This is a genomic window from Streptomyces sp. NPDC017246, assembly GCF_044331325.1.
In the GTDB taxonomy this organism is placed as follows: domain Bacteria; phylum Actinomycetota; class Actinomycetes; order Streptomycetales; family Streptomycetaceae; genus Streptomyces.
Genome location: NZ_JBIRMW010000005.1, coordinates 388,173 through 402,263, shown reverse-complemented (window position 1 = coordinate 402,263; position 14,091 = coordinate 388,173). Strand labels below are relative to the sequence as shown.

Here is a 14,091-nt window from a genome sequence, read left to right as displayed (position 1 = left end):
CCCCCGCCGTCGTCACCCGAAGGTCCTGAAGGGTCAGGCCTGCTCGGCGTCCGCGTCCGCGGCCGGAGCCTCGGCCTCGACGACCTCGGTGGCCTCGGTGGCCTCGGCGACGACCTCGGTGACCTCGGCAGCCTCGGCGTCCGCGACCTTCTCGGTCTCGGCGGAGGTCTGGACCTCGGCGTCGTCGGCCTTCTTCTCACCCTCGAGCAGGTCGCGCTCCCACTCGGCGAGGGGCTCGCCGGCGGCCTTCTCGCCCGGCTTCGAGTCGCCGGTCGCGGCACCGGAGCGGGCGATGAGGCCCTCGGCGACGGCGTCGGCGATCACGCGGGTGAGCAGGGTGACGGAGCGGATCGCGTCGTCGTTGCCCGGGATCTTGTAGTCGACCTCGTCGGGGTCACAGTTGGTGTCGAGGATCGCGACGACCGGGATCTTCAGCTTGCGCGCCTCGCCGACGGCGATGTGCTCCTTCTTGGTGTCCACGATCCAGACGGCGCTGGGCACCTTGGACATCTCGCGGATACCACCGAGGGTCTTCTCCAGCTTGGCCTTCTCGCGCGAGAGCACGAGAAGCTCCTTCTTGGTGAGACCGGAAGCGGCGACGTCGTCGAAGTCGATCTGCTCGAGCTCCTTGAGGCGCTGCAGACGCTTGTAGACGGTGGAGAAGTTGGTGAGCATGCCACCGAGCCAACGCTGGTTGACGTACGGCATGCCGACACGCGTCGCCTGCTCGGCGATGGCCTCCTGGGCCTGCTTCTTCGTACCGACGAACATGATGGAGCCGCCGTGGGCGACGGTCTCCTTGACGAACTCGAAGGCGCGGTCGATGTACGACAGCGACTGGAGCAGGTCGATGATGTAGATGCCGTTGCGCTCCGTGAAGATGAAGCGCTTCATCTTCGGGTTCCAACGACGGGTCTGGTGACCGAAGTGGACGCCGCTCTCCAGCAGCTCCCGCATCGTGACGACGGCCATGGCCATCTCCTTGGGTTCTCGGTTTTGTGTTCCTGACGCCCCGACGCGCCATGCCCGCAAGGGACCGAAAGGCGCTGCCACGACCGGTGAGGGGAGTGGCGGGGCGTGCGAAGTCGACCCGGTGACCCGGGTCGCCATAGAAAGTGTACGGGACCCCGGGAGCGGCGGGTGACGGCACTGTCCACAACCCGCGAGTACTCCACAGAAACCCTCCCCCACCCCTATGAACAGGACAGCCCGGAGAGCCTTCTCCCATGCACCTGACGACACTGATCCTGACCCTCGGCCTGCTGTGGCCCGTGGGCCCGCCACCCCCGGAGATCCTCCGCGGCTGGCATCCCCCGCCCGGCCCCTACGCCGCCGGCCACCGCGGCATCGACCTCGCGGCCCCACCGGGCACCCAGGTCCTCGCCCCCACCGCGGGAACCGTCACCTTCGCGGGCCCCGTCGGCGGCCGAGGAACCCTCACCCTCACGCTCCCGGGCACGGGCACTCCCCCATTCCGCACCACCTTCACCCCGGTGACCCCCCTGGTGACCGCCGGCACCCGGGTCCACGCGGGCACCCCCCTCGCCCGGGTCGCCCCAGGAACCCACTGCCCGGAGAGCTGCCTCCACTGGGGCCTCCTCAGAGGCGACCACTACCTGAACCCCCTGCTCCTCACCGAACGCGCCCCGTCACGCCTCCTGCCCCTCGGAAGCTGACGAACCGAGCGGACGGACGGACCGGGCTCCGCGGCAGGGCGATCAGGTCGGGGAGCCGTTGACGCCGTGGAGGGCCATCGTGACCGCCGCCTCGGCGATCGCCGTCGGGTCCTCGGCCGCGCCGAGCTCGATGCGGCGGACGGCGGCGTCGACGACGCCCTGGAGGAGCATGGCGCCCAGGCGGGGCTGGGGCTGGCCCAGGGCGGCGAGCGCTTCGACGATCATGGCGACGAGGCCGCCGTGGGCGGCGCGGATCTTCTCGCGGGCGCCGTCGTCGAGCTCGCTCGCCGAGATGGCGACGACCGCGCGGTGGCGCCGGTCGCCGACCAGCTCCAGTTGCTTGCGGACATAGGCCTCGACCTTGCCCTGGGGGGTCTCCGCCCGGTCCATGGCGACCTCGACCTCGGCGGCCCAGACGGGGAAGTCGACGGCGCACAGCTCTTCGACGACGGCCGCGCGCGATCGGAAGTACTCGTACACCGAGGAGCGGGCGAGGCCCGTGCGCTCGGCGAGTGCGGGGAAGGTCAGCGCCTCCGTACCGCCCTCGGACAGCAGGGAACGCGCGGCGTCCAGGAGGGCGCCGCGCTGCATCGTCCGGTGCTCGGCCACCGAGGCCGCTCGAATCCTGGGCACGGCTCCACTGTACGACCGGCTCGCGCCGGTCAGCGTCCGACGTCGGCCAGCTTGGCGCGGAGCTGGAGAACGGACTTGGTGTGGATCTGGCTGACGCGGCTCTCGGTGACGCCGAGGACGTGGCCGATCTCGGCGAGGGTGAGGCCCTCGTAGTAGTAGAGCGTGACGACGGTCTTCTCCCGCTCGGGGAGGGTGTTGATGGCGCGGGCGAGCAGCCGGCGCAGCTCGCGGTCCTCGGCGACCTCGACGGGGTTGTCGGCGGCCGTGTCCTCCAGGGTGTCCATGAGGCTGAGCCGGTCACCGCCCTCGCCGCCGACATGCAGCAGCTCTTCGAGGGCGACGACGTTCGCCAGGGACAACTGGCTGAAAACCGCGTGCAGTTCCTCCAGCGTGATCTCCATCTCGGCGGCGACCTCGGTCTCGGAGGGGGTGCGCCGGAGCTGGGCTTCGAGGGTGGCGTAGGCGCGCTCGACGTTGCGTGCCTTCTGGCGGACGGAGCGCGGGATCCAGTCGAGGGCGCGGAGTTCGTCGATCATGGCGCCGCGGATGCGGGTGATGGCGTACGTCTCGAATTTGATGGCGCGCTCGACGTCGAACTTCTCGATGGCGTCGATGAGGCCGAAGACGCCGGAGGAGACGAAGTCGGCCTGTTCCACATTGGACGGCAGCCCGACGCTGACGCGTCCGGCGACGTATTTGACGAGGGGCGAGTAGTGCAGGATCAGCTGCTCCCGCAGCCGCTCGTCGCCGGTGTCCTTGTACGACCGCCACAGTTCGTCGAGGGAGGTCGGTGCGGGTGGTCGCACGGCGCCCCGGGCTGCTGGGGGCACCACAGCGCGGTCAGACCCGGAGGTGTGCTGGGGCATGCGTTGCCTTGAGCCGTTCTGCTGTCGGGTGTGTCGGTGTGGGTGTCCTGGACGGAATCCTGGTGAGCGTAGCGTGAGTGCGCGGTCGCGGTGCGCGAACATCGGTGGATCGCGCCGCTCCGGGTGGACGCCGTCGGCCACATCTTCGAACCCGGGCCGTGGCGCATCTCGGCCCCTCGGGTGCGGCCGAGAGAACTCGATTGTTCATCGGCTTCAGCCTTTCACCCGAATGCTCCAGGTCAAGTACCGCCTCGCCGCGCGTTCGACGTGGGCGTTGTCGTGTTCGTCAACTGCCAGCCCTCCCCGCGTCGTTCGGCGAAGCCGAGGGAGTGGAGTTCGTACAGCTTGGCGAGGGTGTCGTCGGGGGTGGTGCCGGCACGGTGGGCGATGACGGTGGTCGGAGTGGGGCCGCGGGCGGGGATCGCTTCGAGGACGTGTGCCGTGGCGGGGGCGAGGAGGTCGCGGGGAAGGACGGGTCCTCGGCGCGTCGGAGCGAGCTGACCCATGTCGCCGATGAGTTCGACGACCTCGTCGGCGTCGGTGACGAGGGTGGCGTCGCCGCGGAGGAGTTCGTGGACACCCGCGGAGAGTGTGCTGGTGACGGGGCCGGGGACGCCCATGGTGTGGCGGCCGAGGCGGGCGGCGGCGCGGGCGGTGACGAGGGAGCCGCTGCGGTGCTGGGCTTCGATCACGACGGTGCCTCGGGTGAGGGCCGCGATGACGCGGTTTCGGAGGATGAAGCGGCTGGGGGTGGGGTGGCTGTCGGGTGGCAGCTCCCCTACGACGAGGCCTTGTTCGGCGATGCGTCGGATGAGTTGGTCGTGGCCGCGGGGGTACGGGGTGTCGACGCCGCAGGCGAGGACGGCGACGGTGGCTCCGCCGGCGGCGAGTGCGCCGCGGTGGGCGGCGCCGTCGATGCCGTACGCGGCGCCGGAGACGACGACCCAGCCGTGGCGGGCGAGGCCGGTGGCGAGGTCGGTGGCGGTGTGGGCGCCGTAGGGGGTGCAGGCGCGGGCGCCGACGAGGGCGACGGAGCGGAGGGCCCAGGTGCGGAGGTCCGCGGGGCCTCGGACCCAGAGGCCGAGGGGGCGGGCATCTTCGAGGTCGTCGAGTTGACGGGGCCATTCGGTGTCGCCGGGGATGAGGAAGCGGCCGCCGAGGTCGTGGATGGTGGTGAGGTCGCGGGTGGGGTCGGCGGCGGCGGCGCGGAGTCGCCAGGAGGCGACGCGCTTGTGTCCGGTGCCGGGGAAGGGGTCGGTGCCGGTGCCGGGGAGGCGATCGGTGCCGGTGCCGGTGCCGGGGAGGCGATCGGTGCCGGTGCCGCTGTCGTCATGGCGGGTGGTGCGGAGGAGGCGGTCGAGGAAGCCGGTGGCTCCGTAGCGCTGGAGCCAGCGGCCGGCGTGTTCGTCGCCTGGTTCGACGGTTCGGCTGAGGGCGGCGCGGGCCAGCCGCTCGTCCGAGGAGGCGGAAGCGGGCGTGGAGGCGGGGGTGGTCATGCGCGCTCTCCCGCCGCGACGGGCACTCCGCGTGTGATGCCGGTGCGTAGTTCGAGGGCGAGCGCGATGTCCTGACTGTCGGGTCGGTCGTGTCCGGCGAGGTCGGCGGCGGTCCAGGCGACGCGGAGGACGCGGTCGAGGCCGCGGGCGGTGAGGAGGCCGCGTTCGATGTCGCGTTCGGCGGCGGCGAGGGCCCCGGGTGCGGCGCGGTAGCGGGTACGGAGTTCGTGGCCGGGGATGTCGCTGTTGACGTTCCAGGGGGTGTCGGCGAGGCGGGCGGCGGCGCGGGCGCGGGCTTCGCGGACGCGGGCGGCGACGGCCGCCGTGGTTTCGCCGCGGCCGCCCTGGCCGAGGAGGTCGGCGCGGGTGACGGGTTCGGCTTCCACGCGGAGGTCGACGCGGTCGAGGAGGGGTCCGGAGAGGCGTGCCTGGTAGCGGCGGACGAGTGCGGCGGGGCATTCGCAGCCGGCGCCGTTCCGGGTGTGCTGTCCGCAGGGGCAGGGGTTGGCGGCGAGGGCGAGGAGGAAGCGGGCGGGGAGGCGGACGACTCCGGCGGCGCGGGCGATGACGACGTGTCCGGATTCGAGGGGTTGGCGGAGGGCGTCGAGGGCCTTTCCGGAGAATTCGGGCGCTTCGTCGAGGAAGAGGATGCCGCGGTGTGCGAGGGAGACGGCGCCGGGCCTGGGGAGGCCGTTCCCGCCGCCGACGAGGGATTGCATGGTGGCGGAGTGGTGGGGCGCGCAGTAGGGGGCGCGGCGGACGAGGGGTTCGCCGGGCGGGAGGAGGCCGGCGACGGAGTGGACGGCGGTGACTTCGAGGGATTCCTGTCGGGTGAGGGGCGGGAGGATGCCGGGGAGCCGTTCGGCGAGCATGGTTTTGCCCGCGCCGGGTGGGCCGGAGAGCAGGAGGTGGTGGCTGCCGGCGGCGGCTACTTCCAGGGCGCGGCGGGCACGGTGCTGGCCGGCGACGTCGGCGAGGTCGGGTCCTTCGGCGGGGTCGACGGGGTCGGGGCCGAGTCCGGTGCCGAGGCCGGCGCCGGGGATGAGGAGTCCGGCGAGCATGGCGTCGGGTCGGCCGGGTTCGGTGGGTTCTTCTTCGGGGACGGGTTCGTCGGTGAGGACGGCGATGAGTTGGCGGAGGCTGCGGACGCCGAGGACGGAGACTCCGGGGACGAGGGCGGCTTCGCCGGCGGTCTGTTCGGGGACGACGACGTGGCGGTATCCGGCGTCGGCGGCGGCGAGGACGGCGGGCAGGATGCCGCGGACGGGGCGGGCGCGTCCGTCGAGGCCGAGTTCGCCGATGAGGACGAGGTCGGCGATGGCGCGGGGGTCGATGCGTTCGGCGGCGCCGAGCACGGCGGCTGCGACGGCGAGGTCGAATCCCGAGCCGCTCTTGGGGACGGATGCGGGGCTGAGTCCGACGGTGAGTTTCTTCTGGGGCCATTCGGCGCCGGAGTTGACGACGGCGGCGCGGACCCGGTCGCGGCTTTCGGTGAGGCTTTTGTCGGGGAGGCCGACGAGGGTGAAGGCGGCGACGCCGGGTTCGAGGTCGGCCTGGACTTCGACGACGACGCCTTCGACGCCGACGAGGGCGACGGAGCAGGTGCGGGCGAATCCCATCTCAGGCCACCCCTTGGGCGTGGGTGAGGACGGGGGCGCCGCGGTTCGGCAGGACGATGCCGACGAGGTCGATGCGGACGCCGCCGGGTGGGGCGGGGGTGTCGTGGTGGTCGAGCCAGCAGGCGGCGAGGCGGCGGAGCCGGTCGGTCTTGCGGGGTGTGACGGCGGCCATCGGGTGTTCGTAGGCGCCGTGGCGTCGGGTTTTGACCTCGCAGATGACGAGGGTGTCGCCGTGGCGGGCGACGATGTCGATCTCGCCGGTGCGGCCGCAGCGCCAGTTGCGGGCGAGGATGTGCATGCCGGTCGCGGTGAGCAGGCGGGTGGCGAGCTCTTCTCCGTACCGTCCGAGTGCTTGGGTCTTGTTCATGCGGTACCACCTCCGTCGCCGACTGTGACGGAGGCGGGTGGGCCGCGTGCGGCGCTGTGGACGGGCGAGGGGGTGTGGAAAACCCGCTCACTCCTGGGGGTGAGCGGGCGTCCTCGGGGTGAGGTGGTTCAGCTGCCGGGGAGTTCGAGGTCGCTCTTGTTGAGCTCCTCGATGTTCACGTCCTTGAAGGTGAGGACGCGTACCTGCTTGACGAACCTGGCCGGCCTGTACATGTCCCAGACCCAGGCGTCGGCCATGCTGACCTCGAAGAAGACCTCGCCCTGCACCGAGTGCACCTGCATCTCGTAGTCGTTGGTGAGGTAGAAGCGCCGCTCGGTCTCGATCACGTATTTGAACAGACCGACGACATCGCGGTACTCCCGGTAGAGCTTCAGCTCCATCTCGGTCTCGTACTTCTCGAGGTCCTCGGCGCTCATGGCATGTTCCCCTTCAGCCGTGCGTCCCCCTATTGTGCGCCTGCCGAACGCGCCCCTAAACGATTTCCGGGGCGAGAACCACCGGTGCACTCGGAGGTCCCTCGTCGAGCAGCGTGCGCAGCAGCCCGGCGAGTCTGGTCGGGTACACCGTCTCACGGGCCGCCGACAGTTCGGCGGAGGTCCACCATCTCAGGCCCGCGAGGCTGCGGTTCTCCAGTTCGGTGAGGGCCTGGGGGCGGGGTGCGGCCTCGGTGCGGCGGGTGCGGGCGAGGTAGTACCACTCGTCCTGGTCCCAGCGGCGTCCGTCGAAGGGGAAGGAGCAGTACCGCGTCCAGAGCACGGGGCCGAGGTCGATGTCGGTGATGCCGGTCTCCTCGGCGAGTTCGCGCCGCGCCGCCTCTTCGCGGGTCTCGTCGCCCTCCAGGCCGCCGCCGGGGGTGAACCACCAGGTCCGGCCGGGGTCGTCGGGCTCGTAACCGTGCAGGAGGAGGATGCGGTCGTCGGGGTCGAGCAGCACGATCCGGGCGACCCGGCGCGGTTCGGGCCCTGCTGCGGAGTCCGTCATGTGCGCGCCTTCTCCTTCGCCTTCTCCCCCGTCCGCGTTCCCGCCGCGGGCCGCCTGGTGAAGAGCCGTGTCACCGGCCCGTACGCGGCTCCGGCCAGGACGAGCAGGGCTCCCGCTCCGATCGCGGTGAGGAGGGGTCGTACGGGGCCGGGCTCCGAGATCCCGCCGGGGAGTCCGGCGAAGCCCGTCGGGGGCTCCAGGAGGCCCTTGACGGGCCAGACGACGGCGTCGACCCTGGCGACGACGCTGGAGCGGGGCACGGTGCCCTGTCCGGCTTCCTGCATATGGGTCCGGGAGTCGAGGGAGGTGTGCCGGTCGTCGCCGAGGAGGAAGAGGTTGCCCTCGGGGACGGTGACGGAGAACTCGGTGCCGGAGGCGATGATCCGGCCGCTGGGTCCCGGTCGCAGGTACGGCTCGTCGACGGGCTCGCCGTTGACGGTGAGGTGTCCGTTCCGGTCGCAGCAGGCGACGGTGTCGCCGCCGACGGCGGCGACCCGCTTGACCATGGGTGCGTCGCCCCAGAGCCGGTCGGTGAAGACGACGACGTCTCCGCGCCGCACCTGGTCGCCGTCGACGCGCTGGGCGAGGATCTTGGACCCGACGTCGAGGGTGGGGGTCATGGAGTCGGTGGGGACGGAGTAGGGCTGGTAGAGCAGGGCTCCCCAGACGAAGCCGCCGAGGAAGAGCACACAGCCGACGGCCACGGCCAGCCCCGACAGCGCACTGCCGAGGCGGCCGCGGCCGCTGTTGGTCCGTATGTTTCCGCTCATGTGCGCACCCCGTAGGTCTGTCGGCGGACCGTTGGTCTGTCGAAGGTCCGGGACGGCACCCTACCCGCGGGTCACTACTCGGCGGTATGGCGTGCGGCGACCTTCTTGCGGCGCCACAGGACCAGCGGGAGTGCTCCGGCGAGGCCGGCCGCGCCGAGGGGGGCGGCACTCATGGCCTTGTTGAGCGCGGGGTTGTCGAAGATGTCGGGCACGGGGAGGGTGGCCCAGCGGGTGACGGGCCAGGCGATGACGACGGCGCGGCCGACGACCTCGTCGTTGGAGACGGTGCCGCCACCGGGGAGCTGCTGGTGGAAGCGGGAGTCCAGGGAGTTCTGGCGGTTGTCGCCCATGACCCAGATGCGGCCCTCGGGGACCTTGATGGGGCCGAAGGAGTCCTGGCAGGGGACGGAGCCGGGGTAGAGGTACGAGGTCTCGTCCAGGGCGACGCCGTTGAGGGTGACCTTGCCGCCCTCCTTGCAGGAGACGGTGTCGCCGCCGACGGCGATGACCCGCTTGATGAGGTCCTTCTCCTCGGCGGACGGCATGAGGCCGATGAAGCTGAGGAACTTCTGCACGACGTTCGGTGTGGGCGCCGTCTGGCCTTCGAGCCAGCCGCCCGGGTCGTGGAAGACGACGACCTCGCCGCGCTCGGGCTCGGAGCCGAACCAGGGGGTCAGCTTGTCGACGAGGACCCGGTCGCCCTTCTGGAGGGTGTTCATCATCGATTCCGAGGGGATCGAGAACGCCTGCACCAGGAAGGTCTTGATCAGCAGGGCGAGGACGAGCGCGATGCCGACGAGGAGAGGCAGTTCCTTCCAGAAGGAACGCGGCTTCTTGGGGGTCCGGCTGGAGCCGACCACCCCTTCGTCGGCGCCATCGCCCGGCGTACCGCTGCCGGGCGGGTTCGCCTGCTGGTCACCCGTCACGTCGTCACCCGTCGTGTCATCGCCGAAGGCCCCGCCGGCCCTCTTGTCGGGCTCATCGTGTCCGGATCGTGCGCCGACGGCCAAATCCCCCACATCCACTCCTCAGTCCGTGCGATCGCCTGCCCCGGAACAGGGACAGGCCCACCACTCCCATAACGAGCAGAAGTTCCGCAGGGGTCGGGAGTCCGGGGAATCCGTTCAGATTCCGCTGGGACACACTATGCGACAGACCGAGTGCGGACTCGGAACTCGCACTGCCGTCCGGTACGGCGGCGAAGGTCTCGCGTTCCTCCAGGCCACGCCAGTGTCCGATCGGCCAGGCGATCACCACGGCGCGCCCCACGATCTGCTCCTCGGAGACGGTTCCGTGGTCCTTCTCGTCGAGGTGGAAGCGGGAGTCCGCGGAGTCGGAGCGGTGGTCGCCGAGGACGAAGATCCGGCCCTGCGGGACCTTCACCTCGAAGGGGATGGTGGACGGCTGGTTCCCGGGGTACAGGTAGGGCTCGGTCAGGGGTACGCCGTTGACGGTGAGCCGGCCGTCCTCGCCGCAGCAGCGGACGGTGTCGCCGCCGACGGCGACGACGCGCTTGATGAGGTCGCGGTCGTCGGCGGAGGGCAGCAGTCCGATGAAGGTGAGGGCCTGTTTGGCCTGCTTGATGCCGACGGGGTCGTCGGCGGGCGGGGTGACGTCCTGCTGGAGCCAGTTGCCGGGGTCCTTGAAGACGACGACGTCGCCGCGCCGGGGCCGGGAGCCGAACCAGGGGGTGAGCTTGTCGACGAGGACCCGGTCGGAGATGCGGATCGTCTGTTCCATGGAGCCGGACGGGATGACGAACGCCTGGACGAGGAAGGTCTTGAGGACGAGCGCGATGAGGACGGCCACCGTGATCAGGACGGGGATCTCGCGGATCGCGGAGCGCTGTCGGCGCCGTTTGACCTTGCGGGCGAGTCTGCGCCGCTCGGCCCGGCCCGGGAGGGGCGCGGTCTGGCCGGGTCCCTGCTCGGAGGTGTGGCCGGTGCCGCCGGGCGGTCGTCCTCGGCTACCCATGGGGCCCTGCCCCGTGTCCGCCGGCCGGCGCGGCCGGTACGGCGTCGAAGGCGTCGGTCTCCTGGACGGTGGTCCAGCGGCCGAAGGGCCAGGCGATCCAGTCGGCACGGCCGACGACCTTGTCGACCGGGACCATGCCGCCGCCGGGGTTGCCGAGGTGGTCGCGGCTGTCGCTGGACTGGCTGCGGTGGTCGCCCATGACCCAGAGCCGGTCCTGCGGGACGACGATGTCGAAGGGCACGCTCGACGGCTGGTCGCCGAGCATCACGTACCGCTCCTCGACGGGGACGCCGTTGACGGTGAGCCGGCCGTTCTTGTCGCAGCAGATCACCCGGTCGCCGCCGATGCCGACGACCCGCTTCACGAAGTCGGTCTCGTCGGGTTCGGCGAGACCGAGAGCGGCCGCGCCGTCGTGGAGGAGACCGGTGACGGGGTTGTCCTGGGGCTGTTCCCGTACGAAGGAGCCGGTGCCGTCGAAGACGACGACGTCGCCCCGGCCCGGCTCGCTGCCGAAACGGTACGCCAGCTTGTTGACGAGGATCCGGTCGCCGACCTGGAGCGTGGGCTCCATGGAGCCGCTCGGGATCAGGAAGGGCTGCAGTACGAAGTGGCTCAGGAGCAGCAGGAACGCCACGCAGGCGCCGCCGACGAGGGCGGTGCGCCGCCAGGAGGGCGTACTCCTGGCGTCCTCGGAAACGCGCGCGGAGCGCGACCCGTCCTCCGCGTGGGAAGAGGGGTCGCGCTCCGTGTGCTGTGCTTCGGTGTCCATCGGGGGCAGAGCCTATCCGGCCTGCCTGTGCGAGGGCTCGGAAGCGTCGAGCGTGCCGGGAGCCGAAGCTCAGCGGTCGCGCTTCTCCTTGATCTTGGCGGCCTTGCCGCGCAGCTCACGGAGGTAGTAGAGCTTGGCGCGACGGACGTCACCGCGGGTCACGAGCTCGATCTTCTCGAAGATCGGGCTGTTCACCGGGAAGGTGCGCTCGACACCGACGGAGAACGAGACCTTGCGGACCGTGAAGGTCTCGCTGACGCCCGAACCCTGGCGGCGGATGACGACACCCTTGAACTGCTGGATACGGGAGCGGCTGCCCTCGATGACGCGCACGTGGACGTTCACGGTGTCGCCGGGACGGAAGGCGGGGAGGTCGGAGCGGAGCGAACCCGCGTTGACCTGGTCGAGCAGGGAGGCCATGGAGGTCTCTTTCCTCGCTGATGCCACAGGTCATCAGCGGTACGTTCGAGGATGATTCGGATCGCCGTCCGCTCCTGGCGGCGTCTTCCCCCTGTGGCAGGGGCGCGCGCCGGACGGACGACAGCGGCCTATTCTTCCACGCCGTGGACCCGGTGCCAAAATCGGCCGCCGGGTTCGGGCGCCCAGCCCATCATGGAGAGGATCTCGCGGTCCTTCTTGTCGAAGGCCGCCGGGTCGCAGCGCTCGATGAGATCGGGCCGGTGGGCGGCGGTGCGCCGGAAGGCCTCGTCGCGTCGCCAGCGGGCGATCCTGCCGTGGTGGCCGCTGAGGAGGACGTCGGGGATGCCCCGGCCGCGCCACTCGGGGGGCTTGGTGTAGACGGGGCCTTCCAGGAGGTTGGCCATGGCGCCGGGGGCGAAGGAGTCGTCCCGGTGGGACTCGGCGTTGCCGAGGACGCCGGGCAGGAGGCGGGCGACGGCCTCGGTGACGACGAGGACGGCGGCCTCTCCGCCGGCGAGGACGTAGTCCCCGATGGAGACCTCGTAGACCGGCATCCGGGTGGCGTACTCGTCCACGACCCGGCGGTCGATGCCCTCGTAGCGGGCCGGGGTGAAGATCAGCCAGGGCCGCTCGGAGAGCTCGACGGCCAGTTCCTGGGTGAAGGGGCGGCCGCTGGGGGTGGGGACGACGAGGACGGGGCCGTGGGCGCCGCCCTCGTAGCCGTCGGCGAGCGTCTGGTCGAGCGCGTCGCCCCAGGGGTCGGTCTTCATGACCATGCCGGGGCCGCCGCCGTAGGGGGTGTCGTCGACGGTGTTGTGCCGGTCGTACGTCCATTCCCGCAGGTCGTGGACGTGGACGTCGAGCTGTCCGCGGGCGCGGGCCTTGCCGACCAGGGAGACGTTCAGCGGTTCGAGGTACTCGGGGAAGATCGTGACGACGTCGAGCCTCATGCCGTCTCCTCGCCGGTCTTCTCGCCGGTCCTGTCGGCGCCGCCTTCGCCCGAGTCCTCGCCGGACTCCTCGTCGGACTCCTCGCCGGACTCCTCGTCCGAGTCCTCGCCGGACTCGTCGCGGGAGGAGGCGATCTCGGCGCGGTCGTCGATCAGGCCGGGCGGCGGGTCGATGACGGCCCGCTGCTCCTCCAGGTCGATCTCGGTGACGATCTCCCCGACGAACGGGATCATCAGCTCGGTGCCGTCGGGGCACTCGACGATGAAGAGGTCCTGGGACGGCAGGTGGGAGATCTCCGTGATGCGGCCGATCTCGGTGCCGTCGGCGAGGACCACGTCCAGGTCGATGAGCTGGTGGTCGTAGTACTCGTCCTCCTCCTCGGGCATCTCCGTGGGGTCGACCTCGGCGATGAGGAGGGTGTTGCGCAGGGCCTCGGCGCCGGTGCGGTCACGGACGCCCTCGAAGCGCAGCAGCAGCTTGCCGCTGTGCACCCGGCCGGTCTCGATGGTCAGCGGCCCGGCGGAGGCCGGGTCCGTGCGCAGGACGGCGCCGGGGCCGAGCCTGAGCTCGGGCTCGTCCGTCCGCACCTCGACGGTGACCTCGCCCTTGATGCCGTGGGCGCGGCCGATCCGCGCGACTACCAACTGCACTGCTCCACACTCTCCTGTCACACGGTTCGTACGACGCGAACGACAACGGGCCGGGGTGGGCTGGTAAGCCCTCCCCGGCCCGTGCCGGCACTACTAAGGTGATGCTGCCGGCCTGCTCAGCGGACCTGGTCCACGTCGACGAGGTCGACCCGGATGCCACGTCCGCCGATGGCGCCCACGACGGTGCGCAGCGCGCGTGCGGTGCGGCCGTTGCGGCCGATCACCTTACCGAGGTCGTCGGGGTGGACCCGGACCTCCAGCACGCGGCCACGACGCAGGGTGCGCGAGGCGACCTGCACGTCGTCGGGGTTGTCGACGATGCCCTTCACGAGGTGCTCGAGAGCCTCCTCGAGCATGATCAGGCCTCGGTCGACTCGGTGGACGCGGCCTCGGCCTCGTCCGCCTTCTTGTCGGCCTTCTTGGCCTTCGGGGTGATGGCCTCACCCTTGGCGTCGTCGCCCTCGAGGGCCTTGGCGAACTCGTCGAACGTGGCGCGCTTGGCTTCCTTCGTCGCCGGGACGAGCAGGGCCTTCTCGGGGGCCGGGAGGCCCTTGGCCTTCTGCCAGTCACCGGTGAGCTTCAGGATGGCGAGAACCGGCTCGGTCGGCTGGGCGCCGACGGACAGCCAGTACTGCGCACGCTCGGAGTCGACCTCGATACGCGACGGGTTGTACGTCGGGTGGTAGAGGCCGATCTCCTCGATCGCGCGACCGTCCCGACGGGTGCGGGAGTCGGCGACGACGATGCGGTAGTGGGGCTGGCGGATCTTGCCGAGGCGCTTGAGCTTGATCTTGACTGCCACTGGAGTGGTGTCTCCTGGTCTTGACGTGGTTGGGCACTTTGAGATGCCACGTGGGGTTGCGGTACTCGGATGCCCGATGGACGCGTCAGCCGGAGGA

General features: G+C 71.0%; 18 protein-coding genes. 1 reads left to right on the top strand and 17 read right to left on the bottom strand.

Annotated features, from left to right (window positions below; all coding sequences use genetic code 11):
* Window positions 1–33: 33 nt before the first annotated feature.
* Window positions 34–972, bottom strand: a complete 939-nt coding sequence (rpsB, locus tag ACH4MY_RS14815; protein WP_398002479.1) for a 30S ribosomal protein S2 — start codon at window positions 970–972, stop codon at window positions 34–36.
* Window positions 973–1,226: 254 nt separating this feature from the next.
* Here rpsB and ACH4MY_RS14810 point away from each other — a divergent pair, with 254 nt between their 5' ends.
* Window positions 1,227–1,676: a peptidoglycan DD-metalloendopeptidase family protein gene (locus tag ACH4MY_RS14810; RefSeq protein WP_398002476.1), complete on the top strand. Its 450-nt coding sequence runs from the start codon at window positions 1,227–1,229 to the stop codon at window positions 1,674–1,676.
* A gap of 42 nt (window positions 1,677–1,718) precedes the next feature.
* On the opposite strand, the gene ACH4MY_RS14805 is transcribed toward ACH4MY_RS14810, so the two are convergent.
* From ACH4MY_RS14805 to rpsP, 16 genes are all read right to left on the bottom strand, one after another.
* Window positions 1,719–2,285 (bottom strand): TetR/AcrR family transcriptional regulator, encoded by a 567-nt coding sequence (locus ACH4MY_RS14805; RefSeq protein WP_398002731.1) that lies wholly within the window; start codon window positions 2,283–2,285, stop codon window positions 1,719–1,721.
* Window positions 2,286–2,338: 53 nt separating this feature from the next.
* Window positions 2,339–3,175, bottom strand: coding sequence for an RNA polymerase sigma factor WhiG (gene whiG / locus ACH4MY_RS14800; RefSeq protein WP_398002474.1), 837 nt, complete (start codon window positions 3,173–3,175; stop codon window positions 2,339–2,341).
* 239 nt (window positions 3,176–3,414) lie between these two features.
* Window positions 3,415–4,671: a DNA-processing protein DprA gene (dprA, locus tag ACH4MY_RS14795; protein WP_398002471.1), complete on the bottom strand. Its 1,257-nt coding sequence runs from the start codon at window positions 4,669–4,671 to the stop codon at window positions 3,415–3,417.
* Window positions 4,668–6,290, bottom strand: coding sequence for a YifB family Mg chelatase-like AAA ATPase (locus ACH4MY_RS14790; protein WP_398002469.1), 1,623 nt, complete (start codon window positions 6,288–6,290; stop codon window positions 4,668–4,670). Before ACH4MY_RS14790 ends, dprA begins: the two co-directional genes overlap by 4 nt.
* A 1-nt stretch (window position 6,291) precedes the next feature.
* Complete coding sequence (locus ACH4MY_RS14785) at window positions 6,292–6,657, bottom strand: YraN family protein (protein WP_398002466.1); 366 nt, start codon at window positions 6,655–6,657, stop codon at window positions 6,292–6,294.
* Window positions 6,658–6,785: 128 nt separating this feature from the next.
* The gene (locus ACH4MY_RS14780; protein WP_005311352.1) at window positions 6,786–7,094 is read right to left on the bottom strand and encodes a DUF2469 domain-containing protein; all 309 of its coding nucleotides are present in this window, start codon (window positions 7,092–7,094) and stop codon (window positions 6,786–6,788) included.
* Between the two features lie 55 nt (window positions 7,095–7,149).
* Window positions 7,150–7,659, bottom strand: coding sequence for an NUDIX hydrolase (locus ACH4MY_RS14775; RefSeq protein ID WP_398002464.1), 510 nt, complete (start codon window positions 7,657–7,659; stop codon window positions 7,150–7,152).
* Entirely contained in the window at window positions 7,656–8,429 is a 774-nt protein-coding gene (gene lepB, locus ACH4MY_RS14770) for a signal peptidase I (protein ID WP_398002461.1), read from the bottom strand. The genes ACH4MY_RS14775 and lepB (ACH4MY_RS14770) overlap by 4 nt, the downstream gene beginning before the upstream one ends.
* A 74-nt stretch (window positions 8,430–8,503) precedes the next feature.
* Window positions 8,504–9,439, bottom strand: coding sequence for a signal peptidase I (gene lepB / locus ACH4MY_RS14765; protein WP_398002728.1), 936 nt, complete (start codon window positions 9,437–9,439; stop codon window positions 8,504–8,506).
* Window positions 9,408–10,403: a signal peptidase I gene (lepB, locus tag ACH4MY_RS14760; RefSeq protein ID WP_398002458.1), complete on the bottom strand. Its 996-nt coding sequence runs from the start codon at window positions 10,401–10,403 to the stop codon at window positions 9,408–9,410. Before lepB (ACH4MY_RS14760) ends, lepB (ACH4MY_RS14765) begins: the two co-directional genes overlap by 32 nt.
* Complete coding sequence (gene lepB, locus ACH4MY_RS14755; protein ID WP_398002455.1) at window positions 10,396–11,172, bottom strand: signal peptidase I; 777 nt, start codon at window positions 11,170–11,172, stop codon at window positions 10,396–10,398. Before lepB (ACH4MY_RS14755) ends, lepB (ACH4MY_RS14760) begins: the two co-directional genes overlap by 8 nt.
* 69 nt (window positions 11,173–11,241) lie before the next feature.
* Window positions 11,242–11,592, bottom strand: a complete 351-nt coding sequence (rplS, locus tag ACH4MY_RS14750) for a 50S ribosomal protein L19 (protein WP_053644504.1) — start codon at window positions 11,590–11,592, stop codon at window positions 11,242–11,244.
* 128 nt (window positions 11,593–11,720) lie between these two features.
* Window positions 11,721–12,542: a tRNA (guanosine(37)-N1)-methyltransferase TrmD gene (trmD, locus tag ACH4MY_RS14745; RefSeq protein ID WP_398002452.1), complete on the bottom strand. Its 822-nt coding sequence runs from the start codon at window positions 12,540–12,542 to the stop codon at window positions 11,721–11,723.
* Complete coding sequence (gene rimM, locus ACH4MY_RS14740; RefSeq protein ID WP_398002449.1) at window positions 12,539–13,192, bottom strand: ribosome maturation factor RimM; 654 nt, start codon at window positions 13,190–13,192, stop codon at window positions 12,539–12,541. The genes trmD and rimM overlap by 4 nt, the downstream gene beginning before the upstream one ends.
* Window positions 13,193–13,308: 116 nt before the next feature.
* A complete protein-coding gene (locus ACH4MY_RS14735; RefSeq protein ID WP_003980229.1) occupies window positions 13,309–13,548 on the bottom strand; it encodes an RNA-binding protein in 240 nt (79 codons plus the stop codon).
* A 2-nt stretch (window positions 13,549–13,550) separates the two neighbouring features.
* Window positions 13,551–13,994: a 30S ribosomal protein S16 gene (rpsP, locus tag ACH4MY_RS14730; RefSeq protein ID WP_398002445.1), complete on the bottom strand. Its 444-nt coding sequence runs from the start codon at window positions 13,992–13,994 to the stop codon at window positions 13,551–13,553.
* Between the last annotated feature and the right edge of the window lie 97 nt (window positions 13,995–14,091).